This is a genomic window from Microcystis sp. LE19-131.1A (genome assembly GCF_027532015.1).
GTDB lineage: Bacteria > Cyanobacteriota > Cyanobacteriia > Cyanobacteriales > Microcystaceae > Microcystis > Microcystis ichthyoblabe_A.
On record NZ_JAPZSS010000152.1, the window covers coordinates 1 to 25,183 of the forward strand.

21 protein-coding genes, 2 pseudogenes and 1 riboswitch are annotated in these 25,183 nt (G+C 42.2%); of the genes and pseudogenes, 17 read left to right on the forward strand and 6 right to left on the reverse strand.

The genetic code is table 11. From position 1 onward, the window contains the following. Positions 1–419: 419 nt before the first annotated feature. Complete coding sequence (psaC, locus tag O9323_RS12125) at positions 420–665, reverse strand: photosystem I iron-sulfur center protein PsaC (RefSeq protein ID WP_002734319.1); 246 nt, start codon at positions 663–665, stop codon at positions 420–422. 251 nt (positions 666–916) lie between these two features. On the opposite strand from psaC, the gene acs reads away from it, so the two are divergent. The 4 genes from acs to O9323_RS12145 all read left to right on the forward strand — a co-directional run bounded on the left by acs (position 917) and on the right by O9323_RS12145 (position 4,471). Further along, entirely contained in the window at positions 917–2,887 is a 1,971-nt protein-coding gene (gene acs, locus O9323_RS12130; RefSeq protein ID WP_002751199.1) for an acetate--CoA ligase, read from the forward strand. A gap of 423 nt (positions 2,888–3,310) precedes the next feature. Next, entirely contained in the window at positions 3,311–3,907 is a 597-nt protein-coding gene (locus tag O9323_RS12135; protein WP_002751198.1) for a hypothetical protein, read from the forward strand. A 24-nt stretch (positions 3,908–3,931) separates the two neighbouring features. Continuing rightward, a complete protein-coding gene (locus O9323_RS12140) occupies positions 3,932–4,144 on the forward strand; it encodes a GNAT family N-acetyltransferase (protein WP_155119068.1) in 213 nt (70 codons plus the stop codon). 6 nt (positions 4,145–4,150) lie between these two features. Next, the gene (locus tag O9323_RS12145; protein ID WP_002733385.1) at positions 4,151–4,471 is read left to right on the forward strand and encodes a GNAT family N-acetyltransferase; all 321 of its coding nucleotides are present in this window, start codon (positions 4,151–4,153) and stop codon (positions 4,469–4,471) included. A gap of 127 nt (positions 4,472–4,598) precedes the next feature. Here the strand turns inward: O9323_RS12145 and O9323_RS12150 are convergent, their stop codons facing one another. The 4 genes from O9323_RS12150 to rimI form a co-directional block, all read right to left on the reverse strand. Then, entirely contained in the window at positions 4,599–5,105 is a 507-nt protein-coding gene (locus O9323_RS12150; RefSeq protein WP_002731545.1) for a DUF1269 domain-containing protein, read from the reverse strand. 97 nt (positions 5,106–5,202) lie between these two features. Further along, on the reverse strand, positions 5,203–5,820 hold the full coding sequence (locus O9323_RS12155) for a CP12 domain-containing protein (RefSeq protein ID WP_042790431.1): 618 nt from the start codon (positions 5,818–5,820) through the stop codon (positions 5,203–5,205). A gap of 242 nt (positions 5,821–6,062) precedes the next feature. Beyond that, complete coding sequence (locus O9323_RS12160) at positions 6,063–7,253, reverse strand: glycosyltransferase family 4 protein (protein WP_002751196.1); 1,191 nt, start codon at positions 7,251–7,253, stop codon at positions 6,063–6,065. A gap of 38 nt (positions 7,254–7,291) precedes the next feature. Beyond that, positions 7,292–7,870, reverse strand: a complete 579-nt coding sequence (rimI, locus tag O9323_RS12165) for a ribosomal protein S18-alanine N-acetyltransferase (protein WP_002777438.1) — start codon at positions 7,868–7,870, stop codon at positions 7,292–7,294. A gap of 629 nt (positions 7,871–8,499) precedes the next feature. Here rimI and O9323_RS12170 point away from each other — a divergent pair. Further along, the gene (locus O9323_RS12170) at positions 8,500–9,480 is read left to right on the forward strand and encodes a sodium-dependent bicarbonate transport family permease (RefSeq protein ID WP_288125176.1); all 981 of its coding nucleotides are present in this window, start codon (positions 8,500–8,502) and stop codon (positions 9,478–9,480) included. 73 nt (positions 9,481–9,553) lie between these two features. After that, positions 9,554–9,871 (forward strand): P-II family nitrogen regulator, encoded by a 318-nt coding sequence (locus O9323_RS12175; RefSeq protein ID WP_288125177.1) that lies wholly within the window; start codon positions 9,554–9,556, stop codon positions 9,869–9,871. Positions 9,872–10,122: 251 nt separating this feature from the next. On the opposite strand, the gene O9323_RS12180 is transcribed toward O9323_RS12175, so the two are convergent. Next, positions 10,123–10,701 carry a DUF3172 domain-containing protein gene (locus O9323_RS12180; protein WP_002777432.1) on the reverse strand — a complete coding sequence of 193 codons (579 nt, stop codon included), beginning with the start codon at positions 10,699–10,701 and terminating at the stop codon, positions 10,123–10,125. A gap of 192 nt (positions 10,702–10,893) precedes the next feature. Further along, positions 10,894–11,024: riboswitch (cyclic di-AMP (ydaO/yuaA leader) on the forward strand. A 229-nt stretch (positions 11,025–11,253) separates the two neighbouring features. Between O9323_RS12180 and O9323_RS12185 the strand changes: the two genes are divergently transcribed. From O9323_RS12185 to O9323_RS12240, 11 genes and pseudogenes are all read left to right on the forward strand, one after another. Continuing rightward, positions 11,254–12,591: an ArsB/NhaD family transporter gene (locus O9323_RS12185; protein WP_288125179.1), complete on the forward strand. Its 1,338-nt coding sequence runs from the start codon at positions 11,254–11,256 to the stop codon at positions 12,589–12,591. Positions 12,592–12,697: 106 nt separating this feature from the next. Then, positions 12,698–13,870 (forward strand): annotated as a pseudogene (locus tag O9323_RS22640) (glycosyltransferase). A 51-nt stretch (positions 13,871–13,921) separates the two neighbouring features. Next, positions 13,922–15,937, forward strand: a complete 2,016-nt coding sequence (locus O9323_RS12200; protein WP_288125181.1) for an ABC transporter ATP-binding protein — start codon at positions 13,922–13,924, stop codon at positions 15,935–15,937. 276 nt (positions 15,938–16,213) lie between these two features. Then, on the forward strand, positions 16,214–17,584 hold the full coding sequence (locus tag O9323_RS12205) for a DNA cytosine methyltransferase (RefSeq protein WP_288125182.1): 1,371 nt from the start codon (positions 16,214–16,216) through the stop codon (positions 17,582–17,584). A gap of 361 nt (positions 17,585–17,945) precedes the next feature. Continuing rightward, entirely contained in the window at positions 17,946–18,839 is an 894-nt protein-coding gene (gene yhdJ, locus O9323_RS12210; RefSeq protein ID WP_288125186.1) for an adenine-specific DNA-methyltransferase, read from the forward strand. Beyond that, complete coding sequence (locus O9323_RS12215; RefSeq protein WP_288125183.1) at positions 18,820–19,938, forward strand: restriction endonuclease; 1,119 nt, start codon at positions 18,820–18,822, stop codon at positions 19,936–19,938. Before yhdJ ends, O9323_RS12215 begins: the two co-directional genes overlap by 20 nt. Before the next feature lie 59 nt (positions 19,939–19,997). Continuing rightward, entirely contained in the window at positions 19,998–21,632 is a 1,635-nt protein-coding gene (gene prfC, locus O9323_RS12220) for a peptide chain release factor 3 (protein WP_002732604.1), read from the forward strand. Between the two features lie 113 nt (positions 21,633–21,745). Then, positions 21,746–22,456 (forward strand): lysophospholipid acyltransferase family protein, encoded by a 711-nt coding sequence (locus O9323_RS12225; protein WP_016516053.1) that lies wholly within the window; start codon positions 21,746–21,748, stop codon positions 22,454–22,456. 244 nt (positions 22,457–22,700) lie between these two features. Then, positions 22,701–23,681, forward strand: coding sequence for a GntR family transcriptional regulator (locus tag O9323_RS12230; RefSeq protein ID WP_288125184.1), 981 nt, complete (start codon positions 22,701–22,703; stop codon positions 23,679–23,681). A 266-nt stretch (positions 23,682–23,947) separates the two neighbouring features. Next, positions 23,948–24,157 (forward strand): annotated as a pseudogene (locus tag O9323_RS12235) (VWA domain-containing protein); the annotation flags it as partial. A 174-nt stretch (positions 24,158–24,331) separates the two neighbouring features. Next, positions 24,332–25,183 (forward strand): RNA-guided endonuclease InsQ/TnpB family protein (locus O9323_RS12240; RefSeq protein WP_288125185.1); only part of this gene is annotated, 852 nt, incomplete at its 3' end.

Sequence of the window (25,183 nt, forward strand, 5' to 3'; positions counted from 1 at the left end):
ACTCGACCGACTAAACTGCAACAAAAAGCGTTAGATTTATTGGGAGTTTCCCTGATTTGTACCCAGTAACGGGGTGCTGTAAATTCTCTTAATCCCTCCTACAGCACAGGTTATGGCCTTTTGTCAACGGGGAAGTCCAGATATAAAGGGCTATCATTCTAGCAAATGGAGAGAATTCTTGTCCATTAAGAAATGTTACAAATTACATGGGTACATTAAGAAAAGTTAAGGGGCGTATCCATTGATGGATAAGGGTTTTCGGCTATTATAGTATATATGTATGGGGAAAGTTCAGGAATTCAGCCAGCCCTAACTAAAATCTTCACTAGCGACGGGAGTATAACGAAAAAAGAGGACTGGTTAGTCCTCTTAACAAGATTAGTTTTCGCTAAATGTTAAACACAGAATGATTGCCGGGCCTAGTAGGCTAGACCCATGCTGCGGGTGGTTTCTGCTCCGAGATAAACCCGAATGCTTAAGAAATCCGTCGGACAAGCGGTTTCGCAACGCTTACAACCAATACAGTCTTCCGTGCGGGGAGAGGAGGCAATCTGGGCAGCTTTACAGCCATCCCAGGGAACCATTTCCAGCACGTCGAGGGGACAAGCCCGAACGCATTGGGTGCAACCGATACAGGTATCGTAAATTTTAACGCTATGAGACATTGAATTATGACTCCTTACCGAGTGTTCTCCATGTTAAATTTCGGGTTTATCGGTTAGTTTACCTTACAGCGATCTGTTCATCGCTCGATCGGTGACATAACTTTAAACTCTGTAACACTTGGGGCCAAATTGCGATCGCTAGTCGCATCTCGGCTAATCCTAAAATAGCCTTAAAGAATTGCTTGCCAAGGTTACGGGGGGAACCGAAAAAGGTAATCTGGATCGCAAGATAATTTATTTCGTTTGCCAGTATGACAGAAATAGCGATCGAATCGATCCTACAGGAAAATCGGCTGTTTCCTCCCAGTGCCGAATTTGCTCAGAATGCCACCATTAAAAGCCTTGAAGAATACCAGCAACTCTACGCCAAAGCCAAGGCCGATCCCCCAGCTTTTTGGGCCCAATTAGCCGAAAAAGAACTACATTGGTTTGAAAAATGGTCAGAGGTTCTTGACTGGCAGCCCCCCTTTGCTAAATGGTTCGTCAACGGCAAGATTAATATTTGTTACAACTGTATTGACAGACATCTCACCACCTGGAGACGTAATAAAGCCGCCATCATCTGGGAAGGAGAACCGGGGGACAGCCGCACCATTACCTACGAGCAGTTACACCGAGAAGTGTGTCAATTTGCCAACGCTTTAAAGGAATTAGGCGTTAAAAAAGGCGATGTGGTCGGAATTTATCTGCCAATGATTCCCGAAGCGGCCATCGCCATGTTAGCCTGTGCCAGAATTGGTGCGCCCCACAGTGTAGTTTTTGGGGGATTTAGTGCCGATGCTTTGCGCGATCGTCTTAATGATGCGGCCGCTAAGGTGGTAATCACTGCCGATGGTGGTTTCCGCAAGGATAAAGTCGTTGCTCTCAAGGAACAGGTGGATCTGGCCCTAGCCGATAATAGCGCCCCCAGTGTGGAAAAAGTTCTCGTTGTCCAGCGCAGCAAGGAACCCATCAATATGGTTGCCGATCGCGATTACTGGTGGCATGATCTACAAAAACAGGTATCTGCTAATTGTCCGGCCGAACCCATGGATAGCGAAGATATGTTATTTATCCTCTATACCAGTGGTTCCACCGGCAAACCGAAAGGAGTCGTCCACACCACCGGCGGTTATAATCTCTACACCCATATCACCAGCAAATGGATTTTTGACCTGAAAGACACCGATGTTTACTGGTGTACTGCCGATGTGGGTTGGATTACCGGCCATAGTTATATCGTTTACGGACCGCTTTCCAATGGTGCAACGACGGTAATGTATGAAGGGGTTCCCCGTCCCTCTAATTTAGGCTGTTTTTGGGATGTAATCGAGAAATATCGGGTTAATATCTTTTATACTGCCCCCACTGCTATCCGCGCTTTTATCAAAATGGGTGAAGATATCCCCAATAGCCGGGATTTATCCTCTTTGCGCTTACTGGGAACTGTGGGAGAACCGATTAACCCAGAAGCGTGGATGTGGTATCACCGGGTTATCGGTAAGGAAAAATGTCCGATTGTCGATACTTGGTGGCAAACGGAAACCGGGGGGATTATGATTACTCCCTTACCCGGGGCAATTGCCACCAAACCGGGGTCAGCAACCCTACCTTTTCCCGGTATTATCGCCGCAGTGGTGGACTTAGAGGGCAATCCCACCCACGCGAATGAGGGGGGTTATCTGGTGGTCAAATATCCCTGGCCCGGTATGCTACGAACAGTCTATAAAAATCCCGATCGCTTCCGCAATACCTACTGGGAACAGATCGCCCCCAAAGATGGCCAATATCTCTATTTTGCTGGAGATGGTAGTCGTCAGGACGAGGACGGTTATTTCTGGGTAATGGGGCGTGTTGATGACGTGATGAGCGTTTCTGGCCACCGTTTAGGGACAATGGAGATCGAATCAGCTTTAGTATCTCATCCCGCGGTAGCGGAGGCGGCTGTAGTGGGACGACCGGATGAAATTAAAGGGGAAGAAGTCTATGCTTTTGTGACTCTCGAGGGGCATTATGAAGCGAGTCCGGAGTTAGCGCAAGCATTAAAGGATCACGTTGTCAAGGAAATTGGCATTATTGCCCGACCGGGAGAAATCCGTTTTACCGATGTACTACCAAAAACGCGATCGGGTAAAATTATGCGTCGTCTCTTGCGAACTTTAGCATCAGGTCAAGAGATTTCTGGTGATACTTCTACTCTAGAAGATCGATCGGTTTTGGACAAATTGCGCCAAGGTGCCTAATTTAATTGGCAGTTTTTCTTAGTAGTTAGGGTGAGGAATGAGAGCTAATCTTATCTCACTCTAACGGGAGTGATCCTCGCTGAATATATTTGCTCAAGCACCAAATCCATAGCTAATAATAAATCCTGTTGAAAAGGTATAGGAGAATGGGAAGTGGGGAGTCGGTCGTCAATACCAAATTAGCTCGTAAGCTCTCTTAATTTTTTGTGTGATAAGTTTAGATTATCTAGAAGCGATCAATCTTTGTTTCCTTTGTGTCTTTGTGGTTCGTTCCAGTTGATCTCGCGTTGCGACCACCAGCAGGAATGTATCCTATAATATATTTTACCCACCGAACCCAAGAGAGCCGATCATACTTCATGTTTATAAGAAAGGCTATAATAATAAAAATAAGAGCAAATTAAAATTATAGGAGTTTAATCAATGACTACCACCACTGCTACGGATAATGATTTAAAAAGACTAGAAGATTTAATCCTCAATGGACAGAAGATAATCGAACATCGATTCAACGAGATCGACAATCGACTCACTACCATGGACAATCGACTCACTACCATGGACAATCGACTCACTACCGTGGACAATCGACTCACTACCGTGGACAATCGACTCACCACCATGGAAACTCGACTCACTACAATAGAAACTCGACTCATTGAGGTGGACAATCGACTCACTACCGTGGACAATCGACTCACTACCGTGGAAACTCGACTCACTACCACGGAAACTCGACTGATTGAGGTGGACAATCGATTGAAGGTGATCGAGAATGGACAAGCGGAAATAAAAGCTGATGTCAAAAATATTCAAAAAGATACTACTGATTTAAAGATTGAACTGACGGAAGTTAAAGGTGATATTAAAACTCTTGATAGTAAATTTGATGACATGAATAAACGCTTAGAGAAAGTCGAAGGAACCCAAAAGAATCAAATTTGGACATTGATAACTGTCTTAAGTGGTTCCCTACTAGCAGTGGGATTTAGAAGTTTTTTTATCAACAATAATCCCTAATCTCAGCAAGAGAATTGCTATAATTTGCTCACTAAAACAATGAAAAGCGATCGCCTAATTCTCCGTCCTTGGCAACTACCCGCAGACAAAGAGTCTTTTTTTCAGATCTATCAAAATTCCGAAGTCACTGATTTTTTACCGAGAATTCGTCAGTTAGCCACGGATATTGAGAGTTTAAATGCCCATTTTTCCGAAAGATTAGCAACTATTCGTAATCAGGGTAATGGCAGCGATTAGTGGGCAATGATCGATCAAAAAAATAATCAGATTATCGGTTCGATAATTTTACAGAATTTACCCGATAACTACGGTTATCCTACCCCAGATAGCGAAATTGGTTGGCATTTACGGCGCGATTATTGGGGACAAGGATATATAACCGAAGCGGCTAAAGTTATTCTAGAATACGGCTTAATCACCTTACAATTGCCGATTATCTACGCAGTGGTTAATCCCGATAATTATCGCTCAATTCGTGTCACCGAAAGATTAGGAATGCAATCAATGGGATTAACGAATAAATACTACGACACTGAAGCACTTTTATTCTCGATCGAAGCTTAAAGTTCATTAATAATTATTGATTGTTTCTTATTTTATAGCTGCTGTGGTTGTCATGCTAAACCCATTCTTGTTCAAAAAGCAAAAAGGGAAATATATTCCCTTTTTCTAGCTTTTATGGATCCATATCCTAAACGGTTTCGGGTTTAACACCTCTTTGGTCGAGAACTTTCTGTAATTCTGCTTCGTCGGTTTTGGTCAAAGAAGTGCGTAACACTTTACCTCCGTAGGGGGCCACTTCATCGAGGACCTTATCGGGGGTAACTTTTTGGACGAGAACAAAGAGAGCAGAGGTACTGGGCTGCAGGGTTTCTCCCAATTCGCGCATAAAATTGTCATCCACACCGATATCACTTAAAGCACCTCCCAAAGCACCACCAGCAGCACCGAGGACGGCCCCTAATAAGGGGGATAAAAAGAGCATTCCGATTAATAACCCCCAGAAACTGCCACTAGCGGCTCCTGCTGCCGTTAAATTGACCGCTTGCTTGAGTTTAATCTGGCCATCTTTGTTTTTAACCACTACGGCAGCATCTTCTAACTCGATCAGATGTTCCTGTTGCAGTTTAGCCAAAGTTAAACGAACTTCTTCTGCTTTAAATTCGTCCTCATAGGCGATGACAAATAGATCAGCCATAATTTTTCCTCGATTATTAGCAAATAAAACCTTTATACACTACTTTTGCCGGATTAAAAAGTTTGAGGTATCGGAGAATACCGAAAACCCATGGCGATTAGGTGTCATAGATACGCGCTTCAAAAGCATCGGGATTTTCTTGACAGTATTCCTCAAAATAGGTTTTTTCCGGTTTTTTAGCGCGTTGGTGTGCCAATTCTGCCTGTAATTCCTCAACAATATCCCAAGCTGCGGCACAATCGGGAGAATTTGCCCCTTTTTCAGCACAGACTGCCCGGGCAATATCTCTAGCTTTGATAATCTCCGCTTCTAAATCAAGACTGCGGGGCTTCTCGACGGCGTTACCTTTATGGAGGATGTCACTAACAGAGATAACACCGAGCAAACCGCCTTTAATTACCGGTGCGAAACGAATACCGGTATTAGCAAATAAGCGGGCTACATATTCAACCCCGAGGTCGGGATTAATCACGATGCAGGGTTTGCTCATCACTTCATAGACGCGCACTTTTTGCGGATCTTGACCGAAAGCGACGACTTTATAGACAATATCGGTTTCGGTGATAATTCCGTAAGCATCTTCATCGTGACGGCGATCAACAATGAGAGTTCTAATGTTCTTTTCTCTCATCAATTGCACCGCTTTGGCAACGGTTTCAGAACCTTTAATCTTGGCCACCTCCGTGGTCATAATTTCAGCTGCTTTCATAGTCATATTTGGAGAAGTTAAGTTGTGCCTTTGTTATTTTAAGACATAAACTGACCCCTAATACTGACGGCGGCTCTCTTAGGTTTGGTGGGTAAAATGTATTCTAAGATACATTCTTCCTAGCGAGGGGGTGGAACGAACCACAAAGACACAAAGGACACAAAGATTGATCGATCCTATGTAAGTTAAACTTATCACACAGAACCTAGAAGAGCCTGACGGCTGACGGCTAAAAAACCGCTCCCTGATTAACGCCATTCCACCAGTTGTCGTTCTTGGACAACCAAACCATATACTGTCTCGGTTTGACGGGCTAAATTCGCCCAATGAAAGCGTTTTTCTAGGTCTTCGTAGGCGTTATTAGCTAATTCGTGGGCGTATTCAGGATGATTTAAAACCTCCAAAATGCCCCAAGCGAGGGAATCGGGATTATTGACCCGGGTGACAATTCCCGTTTGACCATGACGGACAACTTCGGGAAAACCGCAGGTATCGGAAACTACCACGGGAACCCTAGCGGCGAAACTTTCCAGGGCGACAATGCCAAAAGGTTCGTAAAGACTGGGAAAAACGGCACAATCGGCCACGGTTTGGAAGCGATCGAGGTTTTCATCGGACATAAAGCCCGTAAAATAACAATGATGCCAGATACCGAGATGCCAGGCCTGTTGTTTAAGTTTGTCGGTATTGCCGCCACCGATAATAACAAATTTAGTTTTAGCCCCAGTCTGAGCGAGGACTTTTGGGGCAGCGTTGAGTAACACCGAAACCCCCTTTTCAAAGGTCATGCGCCCGACGTAATAGACGATTTTTTCGTGATCTTCGGCATATTGACGACGAAAAGCTCGGTAATCAAAGTTAGGGTCTCTTTGCTTTTTCTCGGCCCGAATACCGTTATAAACCACATCGATTTTATCCCAGGGTGCGCCCAAAGCTCGATGGACTTCATGACGCATATAGCCGGTACAGACGATGACGCGCCAAGCATTATAGACGAGGGTTCCCTCTTTGCCGGCGATATAGCGTTGGGTGTCGGTGTGCAGTCCGTTATAACGTCCGTATTCCGTGGCGTGAATCGTGGCAATCAGGGGTATTTTAAAGAGATGTTTCAAGGCGATGGCTGCATCCCCTACTAACCAATCGTGGGCATGAACAAGGTCAAATTTTCCGTATTCGGCGATTAGTTTGCCGCCTTGTTGCCCCATGCTGTTATTCATGTTGACCACCCAATGGAAAAAGTCATTGCCGGGGGGTACGGGGACGCGGTGGATGTGAATACCTTCCACCAGTTCATAACTGGGGGCCTGACCGAATTCGATCGTGATTAAATGGACTTCATGACCGAGTTTGACGATTTCGGGATAGAGTTCGGCAACATGACGGGCGATACCGCCCACTAATCGCGGTGGAAATTCCCACGCCAAGACTAAAATCCTCATTTTTCCCTAACCTCGACCTGATTTAAGCTTGTAGGTAATCATTGCATCCCCATGGTATCTATTTTGGCTCTGGTTTCTTCCTCTAATTGCCACTCTCCCTGCCCCAGTCTGGAGAGGATTTCTTGTCGCCACTTGTTTAATTGTTCCTGAAAAGCGGCCGTTTGTAGATCGTTGCGCCAGAAAATTAGGGCCGATTCGCCAGTTTGCGAATAATAATTTTTCCGCTCTCCAGCGACGCGGAAGCCAAAATGCTCGTAGAGTGCGATCGCTGACTGGTTCGATACCCTTACCTCTAGCGTAGCCCTTTCCAGTTGTCTTTGTACAGCCTTTTCAAGCAGTTTGTAGAGAAGCAGTTTTCCTAATCCTTGTCTTTGATAGTCAGGATAAATTGCCAGGAGGGTAATATGCGCTTCTTCGAGAATTGCCCAAAAACAAGCCAATCCGATTAGGGTTTCGTCCTCCCCGTCTAGGGTAAGAATTAATAATTCACTGTTGGGGCTGTTTAATTCTCGTTCATAACCAGATAGGGTCCAAATACCGCCGAGACTGCGGCGATCAAGTGCTACCATGGCGGCAAGATGCGGCGATTTTGGGGTTTTAAGCTGGATTTTTGGCATTTATCGGGGAACGGGAGTGGGGTGTGGGGTGTAGGGTGTGGGGTGTAGGGAGTGGGGTGTGGGGTGTGGGGTGTGGGGTGTAGGGTGTGGGGTGTGGGGAGAAGCTTTTTTCAGTGTTGCCAAAGGCACGGCGTAGCCGTCCAGTAAACAGTAAACAGTAATCAGTGAACTGAAAACTCACATCTGATAACTGATAAATGTTGGTCAAAGATAAGCAAAAGTTATTTATTGACTGCAAAAACTTGAGAATATTTAAATTAACATTTCGCAATATTTATAAATTCTTAAGAATTAATTGAGAAAGATTTTTATTTAACAACGATGTTATCATGGTTACAGCGATTTTACTGAATTTCATAATGGGTTATCTTGTGCTTTTTTGGGCAGCAATGGCTGAAACCCTTGCCACACCTAGAAGGTGATCCTAATTAAGACGGGTAAATCAGTCAATTTCACCCACAACGATGATCTTTTTTTTGTGTAGTTTTATTGCAAAAAAAAAGTTTTTTTGACAAAAAGCACAAAGTATGATAGAGACTAACGTATTTCTGGCTGCGAGTAATTATCATTGTCCCAGTATTCTCAAAATCGAATAGTATAGATTGAAATAACTCAATGTACGCAAACCTATGGATGGCAGCTTAATCCTGTTCAATATTCTCAATCCGCCGGTTTTGTTCTTTTTCTTAGGAATGCTGGCAGTATTTTTTAAATCCGACCTAGAGATTCCCCAACCACTGCCTAAACTCTTTTCTCTCTATCTTTTGATGGCGATTGGTTTCAAGGGAGGTTATGAACTAGCGAAAAGTGGCATCAATAACCAAATCGCTTTAACCTTGATTGCCTCCGTGGTTATGGCTTGTATCGTTCCCATTTACACTTTCTTTATCCTGAAAATTAAACTCGATAGTGCCAATGCAGCAGCGATCGCAGCAGCCTATGGTTCCATTAGTGCCGTTACTTTCATCACTGCCAGTTCTTTTTTAGAAAAACTTCATATTTCCTATGGCGGTCACATGGTAGCGGCCTTAGCTTTAATGGAATCGCCAGCGATTGTAGTGGGTTTAATCCTGGTGCAAGTCTTTAAAGAGAAAAATGGCGAAGAAGAAGCGTTTTCTTGGTCAAAGGTTCTACATGAAGCCTTTTTAAATGGTTCGGTATTTCTCTTAGTCGGTAGTGTTGTGGTTGGTATGCTCACGGGGGAAAAAGGCTGGGAAAAACTACAACCTTTCACTCAAGGGATTTTTTATGGTGCGTTAACTTTCTTTCTCCTTGATATGGGATTAGTGGCGGCGAAAAGAATCCGGGAATTAGGCAAAACTGGTTCTTTTCTCATCGGTTTTGCGGTATTCATTCCCGTCATCAATGCTATGGTGGGGATTCTCATTGCTAAGGTTCTCGGATTTGAAGAGGGCAATGCTTTATTATTCGCTGTTTTGTGTGCCAGTGCCTCTTATATTGCTGTTCCTGCGGCCATGAGAATGACTGTTCCTGAAGCTAATCCTAGTTTATACGTTTCTATGGCCTTGGCTTTAACTTTTCCCTTCAATATCGTCATCGGTATTCCTCTGTACCTAGAGATGATCAAAATCATTGGCCGTGGAGTCTAAAAAGCCAGGCGGTTTTTAAATAATTCCTGTCAAAATTTTTCTCTTGCACTTATACCTTTTTTACTTAACTACCATGCTTGAATCCCCTCATCCTTCCCTACAAACTGTCAAAAAAGTGGACATAATTGTTAGTCATGCTCTTCTGGAAGAAACCTTAAGCATTCTTGATGTTGTCGGAGTTTCCGGTTATACCGTCCTTGGCAATGCTTCGGGAAAAGGCGATCGAGGTTTATCCCGTGATGACTTGGATTGTGATTACAGTGGTAACTACATTATGACGGTTTGTAATAGTGACGAACAACTTAATCGTCTGATCGATAAAATTCAGCCTTTTTTAAAAAAAGCTGGCGGAATTTTTGTAGTGACTACGGCCCAATGGCTAAGTCATTAGACCTCTTGTAAAAATCAAAATTGTCGTAGTTAATTAGGGTTGGCTGAATAAATCTAAAAACCTTTTTGGATAATATCTTTAGGCTTTTTTGAAATCAAAAATTGCCAGATCTTGCAGTGATCGGGGGGGGAAATTCAGGGACTTTTTCCCTGAAAATTAGGTAATTGATCCCCTGAAAATGGGTAAAACCCTACACCCCACACCCTACACCCTCTTTCAAGTCAGCAGTCAGGAGAACAATCTTTTCCAGTTTAGAATTTATCTGTATCTGGTCTGGGACCAACAGCACCGGCGGGATTAACAAAAAGATTACCACCGGCTTCATTTTGGAAGATACAATCGATTTTCGGTTTGCCTTCCAAGGGACCGGTATAACCAAAGGTATTCATCCGGTTTTTACAACTTTGTACCTGCTGTCCATCGACTAATTTTTGTTGTTCTAAAATTGACCAGTTATTGCGTCGCAAAACGCAACCGGGTTGCATGACTGGTTGGGTAACAAAAACATTAAAGGGGTTAAGGGTGACATAAACCCGCAAATCGGTGACAATGGCACTGGCCCCAAATTGCACGCATAATTCCGCATTGGGGGCGCTGCGATCAATTACTTCCCGGGAAGCGACGTTTTCGGGGCTAAAATTAGCGGTAGAACTGAATACCAGACCGAGACCCACTCCTAGTACAAAAATACCACCAATCAGGGCGATCATGGCATAGTTTAATTTTGCCAATAGGCCTCCGGGGGCCGAAGTGCGGGAGTCATCGCCATAGGAGCGGTCATAATCACGATCGCGCGATCGAGGAGGAGTATAACGAGGTCTTCTATTCATAGAAATTTCTTTCTCCTGTGGCCGCTATGGCGGTCAGTCGTTAGCTATTAGCTTATCATTGTTCTATCCTAGCAACCCGGGGGATAACTGACAGGATAGGTCTGGTATAGGACTATATAGTTTTTTTTGGGTTAGTATGTTATGGTGGATCACTAAATAGAGTAAGTCAGCCTAATCCGAGTTTCTATGCTAGATATTAGCTAGACAAATTCGGAGCGGAGGAACCACATTTGGGGGCGTATTTCTAGATTTTTTAGCCTAGAAAAGGATATCTCTCTATCCTAGCCCGTCAGCTAACTTCGTCGGCGTGGGGGGGAAGACTGAAACATCACTACATTCCTAGTAATGTCTTGATCGGTTCAGTTATGTCGCTGGTACTACTTGATAGTCATAACTTACAGGAGACATTATTTATGGAGATTCTCATGTCAGCTTACCGATCGCAACAATTTTAAGATTTTCCGTAGATAACCATATTTTCTATGAGTTTGCTGTACATTCGGGCAAACTTTTAGTCCGATCGAGAAACCAAGAGTAAAAACAGGATCAAAAATGCTGGAATCTTTACCAATGTGGATTGCTGCAATGACTTTTATTGCAGTCATTGTGGTGATTATGTTCGAGTGGCTTCATATTACCGTAGCGGCTTTACTGGGGGCTTTAATCTTAGTTTTTACCCATATCATGACTCTCCAGGAGGCGGTGGGTTATATCAGTCGCAGTTATGCTACTCTTGCCCTATTTTTTGGGGTAATGGTGTTAGTGAGAGCCTTTGAACCAACGAAAATTTTTGATTATTTAGCAGCACAAATGGTGCTTTTGGCCAAGGGACAGGGCAAATTATTACTAATAGGAATTGTCGCCATTACTACCCCGATCTGTGCGGTATTACCCAACGCTACCACGGTGATGTTATTAGCACCTCTAATTCCGCCCTTAGCTCAAGATATCGGTGTGGATTTTGTGCCGCTCTTAATCCTGATGGTTTTCGTGGCCAACAGTTCCGGGTTATTAACTATTGTTGGTGATCCCGCTACTTATATCGTCGGTGATTCTATTAACATCACCTTCATGGAATACCTACAGCGTTTGAGTTTAGGTGGTGCCTTGGCAGTGATTACCATTCTGGTTATGTTACCTTGGTTATTCCCGAAAATCTGGCGGACAAAATTCGAGCATTTAGAAGACTTACCCCATCCGACAATTAATCATCCTCGCGTCTTAGCTGTAGGGGGAATTATCGTCTTTTTAGTCTTATTTTTATTCGTCGTCGGTGAATCTTTTCCCGTACCCATTGCTCCCGCTGCCGTTGCTTTGATGGGGGCCACTTTAGCCCTACTTTTAGCCCAGCAATCGAAGATAGATACGGTGCATAATATTCTCCGGGATGTGGACTGGAGTACCCTATTATTTTTTATGTCGATTTTTGTGCTAATTGGCGGTTTAGAAAAAACTGGCGTAGTTAATAGTGTATCGGGACTTCTGGCGATAATTTTAGGCAAAAATATCTTTTTAGGTTCTCTAGTCTTGCTGTTTTTTGTCGGACTTGTTTCCAGTGTCGTTCCCAATATTCCCCTAGTGGTGGCCATGGTTCCACTACTGAAACAGTACCTTGTTAATGTTAATTTAGTCGGGACGGAGGTTCTTTCCCCCGATTATGCCGGTTCTTTTCCCCCAGAAGTTTTACCGCTTTTCTATGCGATGATGTATGGAGCCACCCTAGGGGGTAATGGTACTTTAGTGGGAGCTTCTTCTAATATTGTCGCCGCCGGCATCGCCGAACAACACGGGGGCAAAATTACTTTTCACACCTTCCTGCGCTACGGTTTACCGGTGATGTTTACTCAGTTAGTCGTCTCGGCTATGTATATGTTAGTTTTCTTTGTCTAGTCTATCTCTGGGGATATTAATGTTAAGTCCGTTTAAGATTGACAAAATCGTTAACATTGATTAACATTCTTCTATCGTGCTAGATAATCTGGATTGAGCGGCGATCATGAACAAAAAAATCTCTGTTTTAGCACCAGATTTATCCGGTGGTGGTGGCACAAGAGTCTATTTGATTGCTCAAGTCTTGCAACAGCTAAACTGTCAGGTGACGGTTTATGGTCCGATTTTTGGCTGGGAAATCTATCCAACCCCACCGGGGAATATAGCGGTGGTATCGGTCAAAGGCAATAATTATCCCCAGTTTTTTGGCCAGATCAAGACTTTACTTGATCGCCTCTCCGGAGAGATTATCTACGCGGTTAAACCCCGTCCCACCAGTTTCGGCATCGGCCTACTGAAACGTTTTTTTTCCCCACGTCCCCTAATTCTCGATATTGACGATTGGGAAATGAGTTGGTTTGATGGCGATCGATGGTCCTATCGTCCTTATCCCCGACAATTAGCTAGGGATATCCTCAAAAAAAATGGTGCGCTTAGGGATCCGAATCACCCTCTTTATCTGTGCTGGCTGGAAAATTTAATTAACCGTGCCGATGCGGTGACGGTTAATAATCAATTTTTGCAAAAACGTTATGGGGGGATTTATTTACCGAATGGCAAGGATACCTAACTTTTCGATCCCAATCTCTACGATCCTGTCGCTTGTCGTCAAAAATACGGTTTATCTGCCTATAAAGTCTTAATGTTCCAGGGTACAGCTAGACCCCACAAAGGTTTAGAAGATGTCTTAATCGCTTTAGATCAAATTGGTGATCCTGATTTTAAATTGGTGGTGGTGGGAGGTCGCCAAATCGGGGATGGTTATCTGGATAGTTTGCTAGAAAAAGGTCAACCTTGGTTAATTCATTTACCTGCTCAACCGATCGATCAAATGCCGGAAGTTATTGCCGCTGCCCATGCTATTATCGTTCCCCAGAGGGATGAAGCTACGGCTAACGCCCAATTTCCGATTAAACTTACCGATGGTATGGCGATGGCTAAACAGATTATTTCCACTAAAGTGGCAGATATTCCCAAAATTTTAGCTGATATTGGCTATTTAGTCGAACCTCGATCGCCAGAACAACTAGCTGCTATGATTAGCGAAGTTTTTAATCATCTCGACTCGGCTAATGCACGAGGAATAAAAGCGAGAGAGCGCTGTATCGCCTCCTATAGTACCACCGCCATGGCGACAACTCTCTCTCGCCTAATTACTTCTCTGGAAGCAAAATATTAGAGTCTAGCGAGTAGGATAATTGACCGTTCACTGTTTACTTTATTACTTGCGATGAATCCTAATCAAATTCTGCTTAAATATACGCTGAAACACTGGATATTAGTGGTTTCCAGCATTATTATCGGGTTTGTCAGTACCATATTTAATGGGGTAGGAGCTATTTTAGTTATCCCCTTACTAATTTATTTTATTAATCCCGAAAATGATATCTTAAAAAATGCCCCCCACATTATCAAAAAGCTGCTCTCCGTTTTCGAGGTTTTCTCGGTCGATACTCGTTTTTTCTGGATGTTTGCGTCGATATTATTGATTTTAATTCTCAAGCACATTACCAATTTTGTCAGTAATTTGCTAGGTACTTACTTGTCTTTGATTATGGCAAGAGATATGCGAATTGATTCAGTTATTCTGCTGCTAGAAGTGGATATAGATTATTATGTAAAAAGTAAAATAGGAGATATTTTTAATCGTTTCATGTCGGAGATTAATCGAGCCGTGGGATCAATTAGAAATTACATTGGCTTGGTTAAGATTGTCGCCACAGCTTTGATGTACTTGGCTATTTTATTATCAATTTCTTGGCAGTTAACTATTCTTTCTAGTGTTTTGGGCGGCTTTTTAGCTCTGCTTAATCAATACTTTGTCAAGAGATCAAAAAAGTTTGGAGAGATTATCACCGTAACGGCTAAACAGCAAAGTAATAAACTGTTGGAACTGTTAACGGGAATTCGCCTAATTAAAGCAGTAGGAAATGAAAGATACGAATTAAAATCTATTGTGGAAGATATCGAAGCTAGGGAGAAAGCGGGTTTAGATGCCCAGACTAATAATGCTGTAATCGGACCGCTCAATGAGATCGGTGGGGTAATTATTATTGCTTTAATTATCATTGCTGGTCGTTATCTTTTTAATGAACAACTGCAAGCTTTAGCGACAATTTTATTGACCTATCTCTATGTGCTTTTCCGGGCCTTGCCGATGGTTAGTCAAATTAACGGTGTTAGGAGTAGTCTATTGGGTGATGTTTCCGCAGTGGAGGTGGTAGCGGATTTTCTCATTCGAGAGAATAAACCATTTATGACTAATGGCTCTATTCCCTATCAAAGATTAGAGACAGGTATTCATTTTGATAACGTTCAATTTTCCTATCCCAGTCATCAAGAATTAGTTCTCAAGGGCATCGATCTGTGGATTCCAAAAGGAAAAATGATCGCTCTTGTTGGTGCTTCGGGGGCGGGAAAATCGACAATTGCTGATTTATTACCACGCTTTTATGATCCTACAGCCGGGAGAATTCTTTTTGACGGTCACGATTTACGCCATTATGATCTCAAATCCTTGAGAAAAGCGATGGGAATAGTCAGTCAAGACACTTTTCTCTTTAATAATTCTCTCCGTTTTAATATTGCCTACGGATTAAGCGATGTTAGTGATACAGAAATTTTAGAAGTGGCAAAAAGGGCGAATGCCTACGAGTTTATCTCCAAACTGCCGGAAGGACTGGATACGGAAATTGGCGATCGGGGAGTGAGACTTTCGGGAGGACAAAAACAAAGATTAGCGATCGCTCGTGCCTTACTGCGAGAGCCAGATATTCTCATTCTCGATGAAGCCACCAGTGCTTTGGATACAATTTCTGAGCGTTTAGTACAGGAAGCGATCGATGAACTCTGTCGCGAGCGGACTACTCTTGTGATCGCTCACCGTCTTTCCACTGTTCAAAAAGCCTATCAAATTGTGGTGCTGGACAAGGGAAAAGTGGCAGAAATCGGCAATCATGAGGAATTATTAGCTCAAGGTGGTCATTATGCCCGTTTACACGCTCTGCAATTTAGTGATAGCAAAGAGGCTGACTCTAAGAATAGGGAAGATGAGCAAAAAAGAAAAGCTTATTTATCCTACGAAGCGAGAAGCAGTCTTAATAGTCTTTTAGGTTCTCTGCGTCTGGTATCTGAAGATTTAATCGATGATTCTCAGGAGAAACAGGAAATTTTAGAAGAATCCTGTAGTTCAGCTATGCGACTTCTCCGCATTATCGAAGACTACGAGTATTCCTCGACTCGATAGATCTCCTGCAAAAATCAAAAATCTTCCGTTAGGTGAGGAGTCAGGAGACAGGAGACAGGAGACAGGAGACAGGTTTTGGGGGTTGGGGTTTTGGGGTTTTGGGGTTTTAGTTCAATTTCCCCACTTCCCCACACCCTACACCCCACACCCTACACCCTCTTTCAAGTCAGGAGACAGGAGATTTGCAAGAGGTCTCTAGAAAAAAAACTTAAGTTATACTAAAATAATTAGTACAGATAGGCATCTTCCCAGACGGTGAAAAGGAATTATTTACCCTTGAAAACCACAGTTAAAGTCAACACACAAACCCAATTACCCCTACATCTAGTTATCACCCATCCCCAGTATCGTTTTGTCGATTTATTTGCGGGAATCGGTGGGTTTAGAATCGCTTTGGAGAAATTGGGAGGACGTTGTTTAGGCTATTCAGAAATCGATAAACAGGCCATCCAAGTTTATCAACAAAATTTTATTAGCTATCTCAACAGCGATGAAATTGCTTTCGGAGATGTGAGTAAAATCAGCAATTTACCCGATAATCTTGATCTTATTGTCGGCGGCGTTCCCTGTCAACCTTGGTCGGTGGCGGGATGTTTACGGGGATTTGAAGATCCCCGGGGAAAACTCTGGTTTGATGTGATTAAATTAGTCCAGAAAAGTCAACCGAAAAGCTTTATTTTCGAGAATGTCAGTGGTTTAGCTAGTCCTCGCAATCGGGAGAATTTACAATTAATTATCGATGAATTAACCAGCTGTGGTTATCAAGTTTACTGGCAGTTATTAAATGCCTACGATTTTGGTTTACCCCAGAATCGCGAGAGAGTTTTTATCGTAGGAATTAGAAAAGATATAGACAACTATGAGCGGTTTAAATTTCCTTTACCTTTGGGTATCCATCCGAAGGTTTTGGATATTTTAGAAGACATCAAGAATATTCAACCAGTTAAGAAAGTCAAGTTATCTGCGGATACTTTATTTAATGGTTTTGTTCCCCCATCAAGAACTCGTTTCCAAAAAGAAGATGAATTAAATGACTTCTTTATTTTTTCTGATTTAAGAAATGGCCACACAACTATTCATTCTTGGGATATTATCAAAACTACGGAACGACAAAAAAGTATCTGTTTAGCTTTGCTGAAATTAAGACGCAGTAAAAAGTATGGCGAAAAAGATGGTCATCCCGTGGCTTTTTCTACTTTTTTGGAAATTATACCCGACCTAAAAATCGAGGAACTAAATCAGTTAGTTTCTCTGGGTATTTGTTGGCAAACGCAGGAGGGTAAGTATGAATTTATTAACTCGAAAAATATGACGGGAATTAACGGCATTTATCGGATTATTTTACCGACGGCCGATATTATTCCTACCCTAACCGCTACGGGTGCTAAAGATTATATTGCCACTATTTTAATTACCGCTACTCATCCCCAAGAATACAAACAATTGTTTTTAAAGAAAATCTATAAACCCAAAAAGTTTCGAGAAATTACTCCCCAAGATGCGCGTAAATTACAAGGATTCCCCGATAATTTTATCTATCATCCACAGCCGGCTATCGCTAAAAAACAATTCGGAAATGCTGTTCCTATCCCTGTAGTGCAAGCAGTGGCTAGAAATTTACTAGAAATAATTCGTCCCGATTATTAGACTGCGGGATACTGACTCATATTAAAATATTTAAAGGCTTAAAAATCCAAGTTTTCGTTGTGGGGACTCCCTCGTCAGAAGTCAGTCATCAATACCAAATTAGGTTATACTTCATCTTTATGAGAAAGTCTGTAAATTATCCTAATTGCTAAGGAGGTTAAAAATTGAGGGCTCTTCTAGGTTCTGTGTGATCAGTTTAACTTACATAGGATCGATCGATCTTTGTGTCCTTTGTGTCTTTGTGGTTCGTTCCACCCCCTCGCTAGAAGAAATGTATCCTAGAATACATTTTACCCACCAAACCTAGGAGAGCCAATTGAGACATTTCCTACTAAAAATATAACTACTTTAAATGGAAAAAATGATCATGTTTAAACGATACGAAGCTGATGAGCAAGTTATATTTCATGGTGATTCTTTGCCGATTTTATCCAGTGAGATTGCCTCTAATTCTGTAGATCTAATTTTTCTCGATCCTCCCTATAATATAGGTAAGCATTTCGCCGATTTTTACGACAAATGGGAATCGGAAAATGATTATATAAATTGGGCAAATCAAATTCTTGATCAGTGTCTTCGTATCTTGAAACCCCAGGGAACATTATATGTTATGGCCAGCACTCAAGCAATGCCTTACTTTGATCTTTACTTAAGACAAAAAATGACGATTCTTAGTCGCATTATCTGGCATTATGATAGTTCAGGAGTACAAGCAACAAAATACTTTGGTTCGATGTATGAACCAATACTTCACTGTGTGAAAGATAAAAATAATTACACTTTTAATTCAAAGGATATTAAGATAGAAGCAAAAACCGGAGCAAAACGAAAACTAATTGATTATAGAAAAGCGATTCCGAGTCAATACAATACAGAGAAAGTACCGGGCAATGTCTGGTATTTCCCTAGGGTAAGATATCGCATGGATGAATACGAAAATCATCCCTCACAAAAACCTGAATCATTGCTAGAAAGAATTATTTTGGCCAGCACTGACAAGAGTGGAATTGTGCTTGATCCATTTGCAGGAACTTTTACAGCTGCAGCTGTAGCTAAACGTTTGGGAAGAATTTCTATTAGTATAGAATTACAAGAGGAGTATTTAAAAATTGGTCTTCGACGGATTCTCGGATGGCAAGAATACAAGGAAGAAAAGTTACTCCCTCCTCAAAAAAGCTATAGTAGAAAAAGCGAAAATAAACAAGAATCTAACTTTGTACAGGAGAGTCTTTTCGATGTCGATAGTAAAGCATGAATTCACCAAGATAATTATTAAAATTATCGATAATTACTTTCCCAATCAGGGAAATAGCATTTTAAATGCTAGTGAGTTATTGCAATATTTGAACATTAAAACTAGAGCCGCTAATCGAGGTTCTAAATCCCGAGCAGGATTGGCTAATCATTATGCCATTTATGTTTTAGTGGAAGACTATATTAATAATGAGTTTCATCTTAAGGATGGATACGACGAGTATCAAGGCGCTCAGTATATGACACTTTTTCGCAGGCAAAGGGAGCTTCCTTTTGGCGATAAATTACAAAATCATGCTCTTAATTATCGATTAAATCAGGAATTTAAAAAGTATTTTCCCACTTTATCTTATCTGCCTATAATTAGAGATGTTAAAACCAATAGATACTGGATTAATGAGAATATAATTAAGTTTTATCTAGAGGGTAATCAAGTTAATATTGCGCCAGTGATTATAGATATAATTGATGCCTATGTGCAAACAAGACAAAAAGCATTTAATCAATTTATCAGCTATTGTCAACAGATGATTGATATTCAACAGCAAGATCCCCAGAAAGCTATTGAATTTATTCGGAGTTTACTCAGACCAAACATTGATGCTAGAGTTTTTGAGATTGTCAGTTATGCAATTCTTAAAGAGTATTATGGGGAACAGAAAATATATTGGGGGTGGTCGCCTGATCGCTTAAACTCTGAATACTTACTTTTATATAAAACTGGTCGAACAAATGCCAATGACGGGGGGATAGATTTTGTCATGAAACCCCTAGGACGATTTTTTCAAGTTACGGAAACGATAGCTGCTGATAAATATTTTTTAGATATTGATAAAGTGCAAAAATATCCCATTACTTTTGTGGTTAAAACCGAGCAGACTTGCGAGGAAATTTTAGAAAAAGTTGCGGAGCAAGCTAAGATAAGATACAAGATCAGGGCAATTGTCGAAAGATATCTAGAATCTGTAGAGGAAGTGATCAATATTCCCGAATTAATCAACCGTTTTGAGCGGGTTTTAGCTCAAGGTAAAGGAGGAGCGGTAATTGCAGAAATGGTTTTACAGAGCCGGATTGAGTTTAACCTAGAATCAGAGCCATAAAGATATCTAACTCCCCAGCTAAACTAGAATAGAAAGATAGGAAAGCGATCGAAATTAGAATGACGACCGAAATTGAAAAAGAACTAGAAACCAGCGAAGCTGTCTTGGAAAAACGGCGAAATTTTGCCATTATCTCCCACCCTGACGCGGGAAAGACCACCCTGACCGAAAAACTGTTACTATACGGGGGTGCAATCCATCAAGCGGGTGCAGTCAAAGCAAGACGCGACCAACGCAAAGCCACCTCCGACTGGATGGAAATGGAAAAACAAAGGGGAATTTCGATTACTTCCACGGTTTTACAGTTCGATTATCGTGATTTTCAGATTAATCTCCTCGATACTCCCGGCCACCAAGATTTTAGCGAAGATACCTATCGTACCCTAGCCGCTGCCGATAATGCGGTGATGTTAATCGACGCGGCCAAAGGTTTGGAACCCCAAACGAGAAAACTCTTTGAAGTGTGCAAACTGCGACAGTTGCCTATCTTTACCTTTGTTAACAAAATGGATCGCCCTGGCCGCGAACCTCTGGATTTATTGGACGAAATCGAGCGAGAATTAGGATTACAAACCTATCCCGTCAATTGGCCGATCGGAATTGGCGATCGCTTTCGGGGAGTTTTTGATCGAGCCACCCAGACCATACACCTGTTTGAACGTCGCTCCCACGGCTCTCAGGAGGCGCAGGAAACCGTGATCGAGCTTGGCGACCCCAAAATTGAGGATTATCTCGAAAAAGACCTGTATTACCAGTTAAAAGAGGATATAGAACTACTCTCGGAATTGGGTGCAGAATTGGATTTGCCAGCAGTCCACGCAGGAGAAATGACCCCGATCTTTTTTGGTAGCGCCATGACCAATTTTGGGGTGAAATTATTCCTAGAATCCTTCCTCGACTATGGATTACCACCCAGAGGACGCAATTCCTCCCTCGGTGTCCTTGATCCCACCTATCCCGATTTCACCGGTTTTGTCTTTAAACTGCAAGCAAACATGGATCCCAAACATCGCGACCGGGTGGCCTTTGTGCGGGTATGTACGGGGAAATTCGAGAAGGATATGGTAGTAAACCACGCTAGAACAGGTAAAACTATCCGTTTATCCCGTCCTCAGAAACTTTTTGCCCAAGATCGCGCAGTTATTGAAGAAGCTTATCCCGGAGATGTGATCGGATTGAATAACCCCGGGGTCTTTGCGATCGGTGATACGATTTATATGGGTAAAAAGCTCGAATACGAAGGGATTCCCTGTTTTTCTCCCGAATTATTCGCCTATCTCAGAAATCCTAACCCTTCCAAGTTCAAACAGTTTCAAAAAGGAGTCTCGGAATTACAGGAAGAAGGGGCCGTACAGATATTATCCTCGATCGATGAATTTAAACGCGACCCGATTTTAGCCGCTGTCGGTCAATTACAGTTTGAAGTGGTGCAATTCCGTCTTTTAAGCGAGTACGGAGTCGAAACTACCCTCGAACCCCTAGCCTATAGTTTAGCCCGTTGGGTAGCCGGGGGTTGGGCCGCTTTAGAAAAAGCCGGTAAACTCTTTAATACTTTAACTGTCAAAGATTATTGGGGTCGTCCCGTCTTATTATTCAAAAATGAGTGGAATTTACAGCAAGTTAAAGAAGATCATCCCTCTTTGCAATTAAACTCGATCGCACCGGTAGGATCGGGAGTAGAACCGCAATCCTAACCCTTAATCCCCCAAGACAATTGCCGAACTGGTCAGGACAAGATAGCGACCCCCCAGACAACTAGACTAAAGTAGAAGTGGTCAGAAAGTCTCGATCTTCCCTAACACTTCGGATGTCTCAAAGCACTATCGTTGACGAGTCCCTCACCATTAGAAAAAGTCCTGCTGTCAATTCCCGAATTAATCCCTGTTTAATTCGCTTTTGTTATTTTCTGGGAAATTATCTAGTTTTACCAGCTTTTTTCAGCAAAATAACGGTTACGGGCCAGGAAAATATCCCCCTAACGGGGGGTGTCATCTTGGCACCTACCCATCGGTCCCGTTGGGATGCGCTGATTTTACCCTACGCGGTGGGACGTTTAGTTAGTGGACGGGATTTGCGCTTTATGGTTTCCGCTAACGAGATGAAAGGGGTACAAGGTTGGTTTATCCAACGTTTGGGGGGTTTTCCCGTCAACACCGATCACCCCGGTATGGGTAGTCTGATCCATAGCGTCGAACTTTTGGCCGAGGGGGAAATGGTGGCGATTTTTCCGGAAGGGGGTATCTGTCGCGATCGAGTGGTTCATCCTCTTAAACCGGGGGTAGCGCGGATCGCGTTGGAAGTTAAGACCATCAAACCCGATGCAGATATCAAGATTTTGCCTGTAAGCATTAGTTATAATCAGCCTTACCCCGGATGGGGAAGCGAAGCGACAGTAAACATCGGTCAAGGGATTAATGTGCTTGATTATCAACAAAATTCGCTAAAACGGGAAACTGTCCGCTTAACCAAAACCTTGAGCGATCGCTTAAAACTTCTCCACGAGGATCAATCACCTTAATCAGCTGTTGACTATCTACCGCACAAGTGGGATTTCAGGGACGGATTAAAATGATTGTTTTAACTATTTTTAAGCAAAAAAGTGGCTTTTCTGGTTTAAATAAATAATATCTTGTTTTTTTCTGCTTCTGGCTCCTGAATACTGCCTCGGAAACCCCTCAGATCGGTGAAGATGTCCGATTGTTGCAGGGGGTCTAATGATAGAATGGGTATCAGCGAAAGTAGTTTGTGAGTGAAGTGATCCGATGCAGTTCCAAATCCAGCCAGACAGTGAAATCCCCGCCTCTAAGCAATTATTTGACCAAATTCGCTTCGCTATCGCCTCTCGTCAGTATCCACCGGGCCATCGTTTACCTAGTACCCGTCAACTAGCTATGATCACGGGATTACACCGTAATACGATAAGTAAAATTTATCAACAACTGGAAAACGATGGGTTAGTGGAATCCATAGCAGGTTCGGGGATTTATGTCAAGGCTCGCGGACATGAAAACGATAATTTATTGGGTTCGCCCCTATTGGAACAAAATCCAGAAATAGGCCGACTAATTAGCCAGAGTTTGGCTAGTTTTCTCGCTCAAGGTTTAACTCTAGAGCAAATTCGCGAGTTATTACTGGCGGAAATCAATTGGCGATCGCAGTGTAGTTCTCAGGTTCTTGTCACCATTCCCCGTCACGATTTGGGTGCAGGGGAGCTAATGTTAAGAGAATTAGAGCAATCCCTCAAAATTCCCGTCCAATTAGTGGCAATGGAGGATTTAGCCCAAGTTTTAGCCAATACTAAATCTGCCACTGTTGTCACCAGTCGCTATTTTATCAGTGTAGCGGAGGAAATTGCCGCTCCTTTTCAATTACGAGTCATTCCCATCGATATCTACGATTACAGCAAAGAATTGGCATTAATCAAAAAATTACCCACCGATAGCCGTTTAGGGATTGTCAGTATTAGCACCGGTATTATTAAGGTGGCCGAAATTTTAATTCATAGTTTACGGGGTGATGTATTAGTTATGTCCGCTCAAATTCATGAAACGGATGAGTTAAGAGTTTTAGCCAGAACTTCCCAGACAATTATCAGTGATCAAGCGAGTTATACTTTAATTAAAAATCTGATTAATGAAGTGCGATCGGATTTAATTCGTCTGCCAGAAATTATCTGTAGTGATAATTATATTGGGGATAAATCAATTCAATTGCTAAGACGAGAATTAGGATTAGGTGGCTAGATGATAAGCTAGGACCCATTTTAACCTCTGAATCTCCCCCAATCCCTTTACTGTTGCCTCTTGCAAGAGTGCCTTATCTCAACAAGTAATTTAAATGCGCGGGCAGCTTAACTTTAAAATTTACTTTAGTCTATGGTTACTATTGACAATAACCTAGGGCAAGTCGAGAATAAAAGCAAAAAAAACTTTTAAGAAGTATTAACTTTTTTAGTACAATGGCGGAAGGATAGGGATAAGCTCAATTTTTCACTCTCGGACGAGGTTAGATGAAAAGTGCTGAATGTTTAACGGTATCCCCCGGGGAACCGCTTACCGATTGGCAAAAACTCGGATTAGATTTGGTGGCTCGTTGGCAGGGACGAGATGTTATCCTAGCGATCGATCTTACCGGTAGTGTTAACTTTAATGATGAAGGACGCACGCGCCTTGGTCAAATTATTCGCGATAGTTTAAAAAATAACGATTCCGTTTATCTTGAATGTCGGGGTGAAGACCCTCGCTTTTAGCGACGGGATGAAACCCCGACCAGTATAAAACAGCAAAGCACGACATTTCGACAGGCTCAATGTAAAAGCTCAATGTTCACTAAAATCTTGACAATTTGTGCTATACAGGTTAACATAAAATAAGTTGTTTGAGGTCGATAAACAATGATTGTCTTAGAAATGAAAGCCGTGGTCAAACCAAGTCAATGTTCTGCCATTGATGAAGCTATTCGTACAGTACAATTCATCCGTAATAAGGCTTTAAGGCTTTGGATGGATGCCAAGAGAGAAGACACAATCGATAAATATTCTCTCAATAAATATTGTGCAGTTCTCGCCAAACAGTTCAAGTTTGTCGATACTCTAAATTCTACGGCCAGACAAGCATCGGCCGAACGAGCTTGGTCAGCTATTGCCCGTTTCTATGATAATTGTAAGAAAAAGGTTAAAGGAAAAAAAGGTTATCCTAAATTCCAGAAAAATAATCGTTCTGTGGAATATAAAAACTCCGGATGGAAACTATCGGAGGATAGAAAGAAAATAACTTTCACAGACAAGAAAAACATTGGGACGGTTAAACTAAAAGGAACTAGAGACCTAAACTTTTATCCTATAGACCAAGTTAAACGAGTTAGAATTGTTAAACGAGCGGATGGTTACTATGTCCAATTCTGTCTAAGCGTTGATATTCGGGAATATGCTAAACCCCTAGAACCAACAAAAAGATGTGTGGGATTGGATGTAGGTTTAAAAGTTTTCTACGCTAATAGTGATGGGGAAACGGTAGAAATACCGCAATACTATCGCAAGGCAGAAAAAAGATTAAATCGACTGAATCGGAAGAAGTCTAAAAAGTTTAGAAAAGGTCAACCTCAGTCAAACAACTACCAAAAAGCTAGAAAGAGATATGCTAGAAAGCATTTAAGAGTAAGTAGGCAACGTAAAGGCTTTGTCGAAAAAGAGGCATTGCGCGTCATTAAATCTAACGATTTCATCGCCTACGAAAACTTAAATATT

Excerpts from the sequence above, each read along its gene's own strand:
- rimI (WP_002777438.1), bottom strand. The coding sequence starts at position 7,870 with ATGCCAAAAATCCAGCTTAAAACCCCAAAATCGCCGCATCTTGCCGCC.
- O9323_RS12155 (WP_042790431.1), bottom strand. The coding sequence starts at position 5,820 with ATGACTATGAAAGCAGCTGAAATTATGACCACGGAGGTGGCCAAGATT.
- O9323_RS12170 (WP_288125176.1), top strand. The coding sequence starts at position 8,500 with ATGGATGGCAGCTTAATCCTGTTCAATATTCTCAATCCGCCGGTTTTG.
- O9323_RS12175 (WP_288125177.1), top strand. The coding sequence starts at position 9,554 with ATGCTTGAATCCCCTCATCCTTCCCTACAAACTGTCAAAAAAGTGGAC.
- psaC (WP_002734319.1), bottom strand. The coding sequence starts at position 665 with ATGTCTCATAGCGTTAAAATTTACGATACCTGTATCGGTTGCACCCAA.
- O9323_RS12150 (WP_002731545.1), bottom strand. The coding sequence starts at position 5,105 with ATGGCTGATCTATTTGTCATCGCCTATGAGGACGAATTTAAAGCAGAA.
- O9323_RS12230 (WP_288125184.1), top strand. The coding sequence starts at position 22,701 with ATGCAGTTCCAAATCCAGCCAGACAGTGAAATCCCCGCCTCTAAGCAA.
- O9323_RS12135 (WP_002751198.1), top strand. The coding sequence starts at position 3,311 with ATGACTACCACCACTGCTACGGATAATGATTTAAAAAGACTAGAAGAT.
- O9323_RS12215 (WP_288125183.1), top strand. The coding sequence starts at position 18,820 with ATGTCGATAGTAAAGCATGAATTCACCAAGATAATTATTAAAATTATC.
- O9323_RS12185 (WP_288125179.1), top strand. The coding sequence starts at position 11,254 with ATGCTGGAATCTTTACCAATGTGGATTGCTGCAATGACTTTTATTGCA.
- acs (WP_002751199.1), top strand. The coding sequence starts at position 917 with ATGACAGAAATAGCGATCGAATCGATCCTACAGGAAAATCGGCTGTTT.
- O9323_RS12180 (WP_002777432.1), bottom strand. The coding sequence starts at position 10,701 with ATGAATAGAAGACCTCGTTATACTCCTCCTCGATCGCGCGATCGTGAT.
- prfC (WP_002732604.1), top strand. The coding sequence starts at position 19,998 with ATGACGACCGAAATTGAAAAAGAACTAGAAACCAGCGAAGCTGTCTTG.
- yhdJ (WP_288125186.1), top strand. The coding sequence starts at position 17,946 with ATGATCATGTTTAAACGATACGAAGCTGATGAGCAAGTTATATTTCAT.
- O9323_RS12145 (WP_002733385.1), top strand. The coding sequence starts at position 4,151 with ATGATCGATCAAAAAAATAATCAGATTATCGGTTCGATAATTTTACAG.
- O9323_RS12225 (WP_016516053.1), top strand. The coding sequence starts at position 21,746 with ATGTCTCAAAGCACTATCGTTGACGAGTCCCTCACCATTAGAAAAAGT.
- O9323_RS12200 (WP_288125181.1), top strand. The coding sequence starts at position 13,922 with ATGAATCCTAATCAAATTCTGCTTAAATATACGCTGAAACACTGGATA.
- O9323_RS12160 (WP_002751196.1), bottom strand. The coding sequence starts at position 7,253 with ATGAGGATTTTAGTCTTGGCGTGGGAATTTCCACCGCGATTAGTGGGC.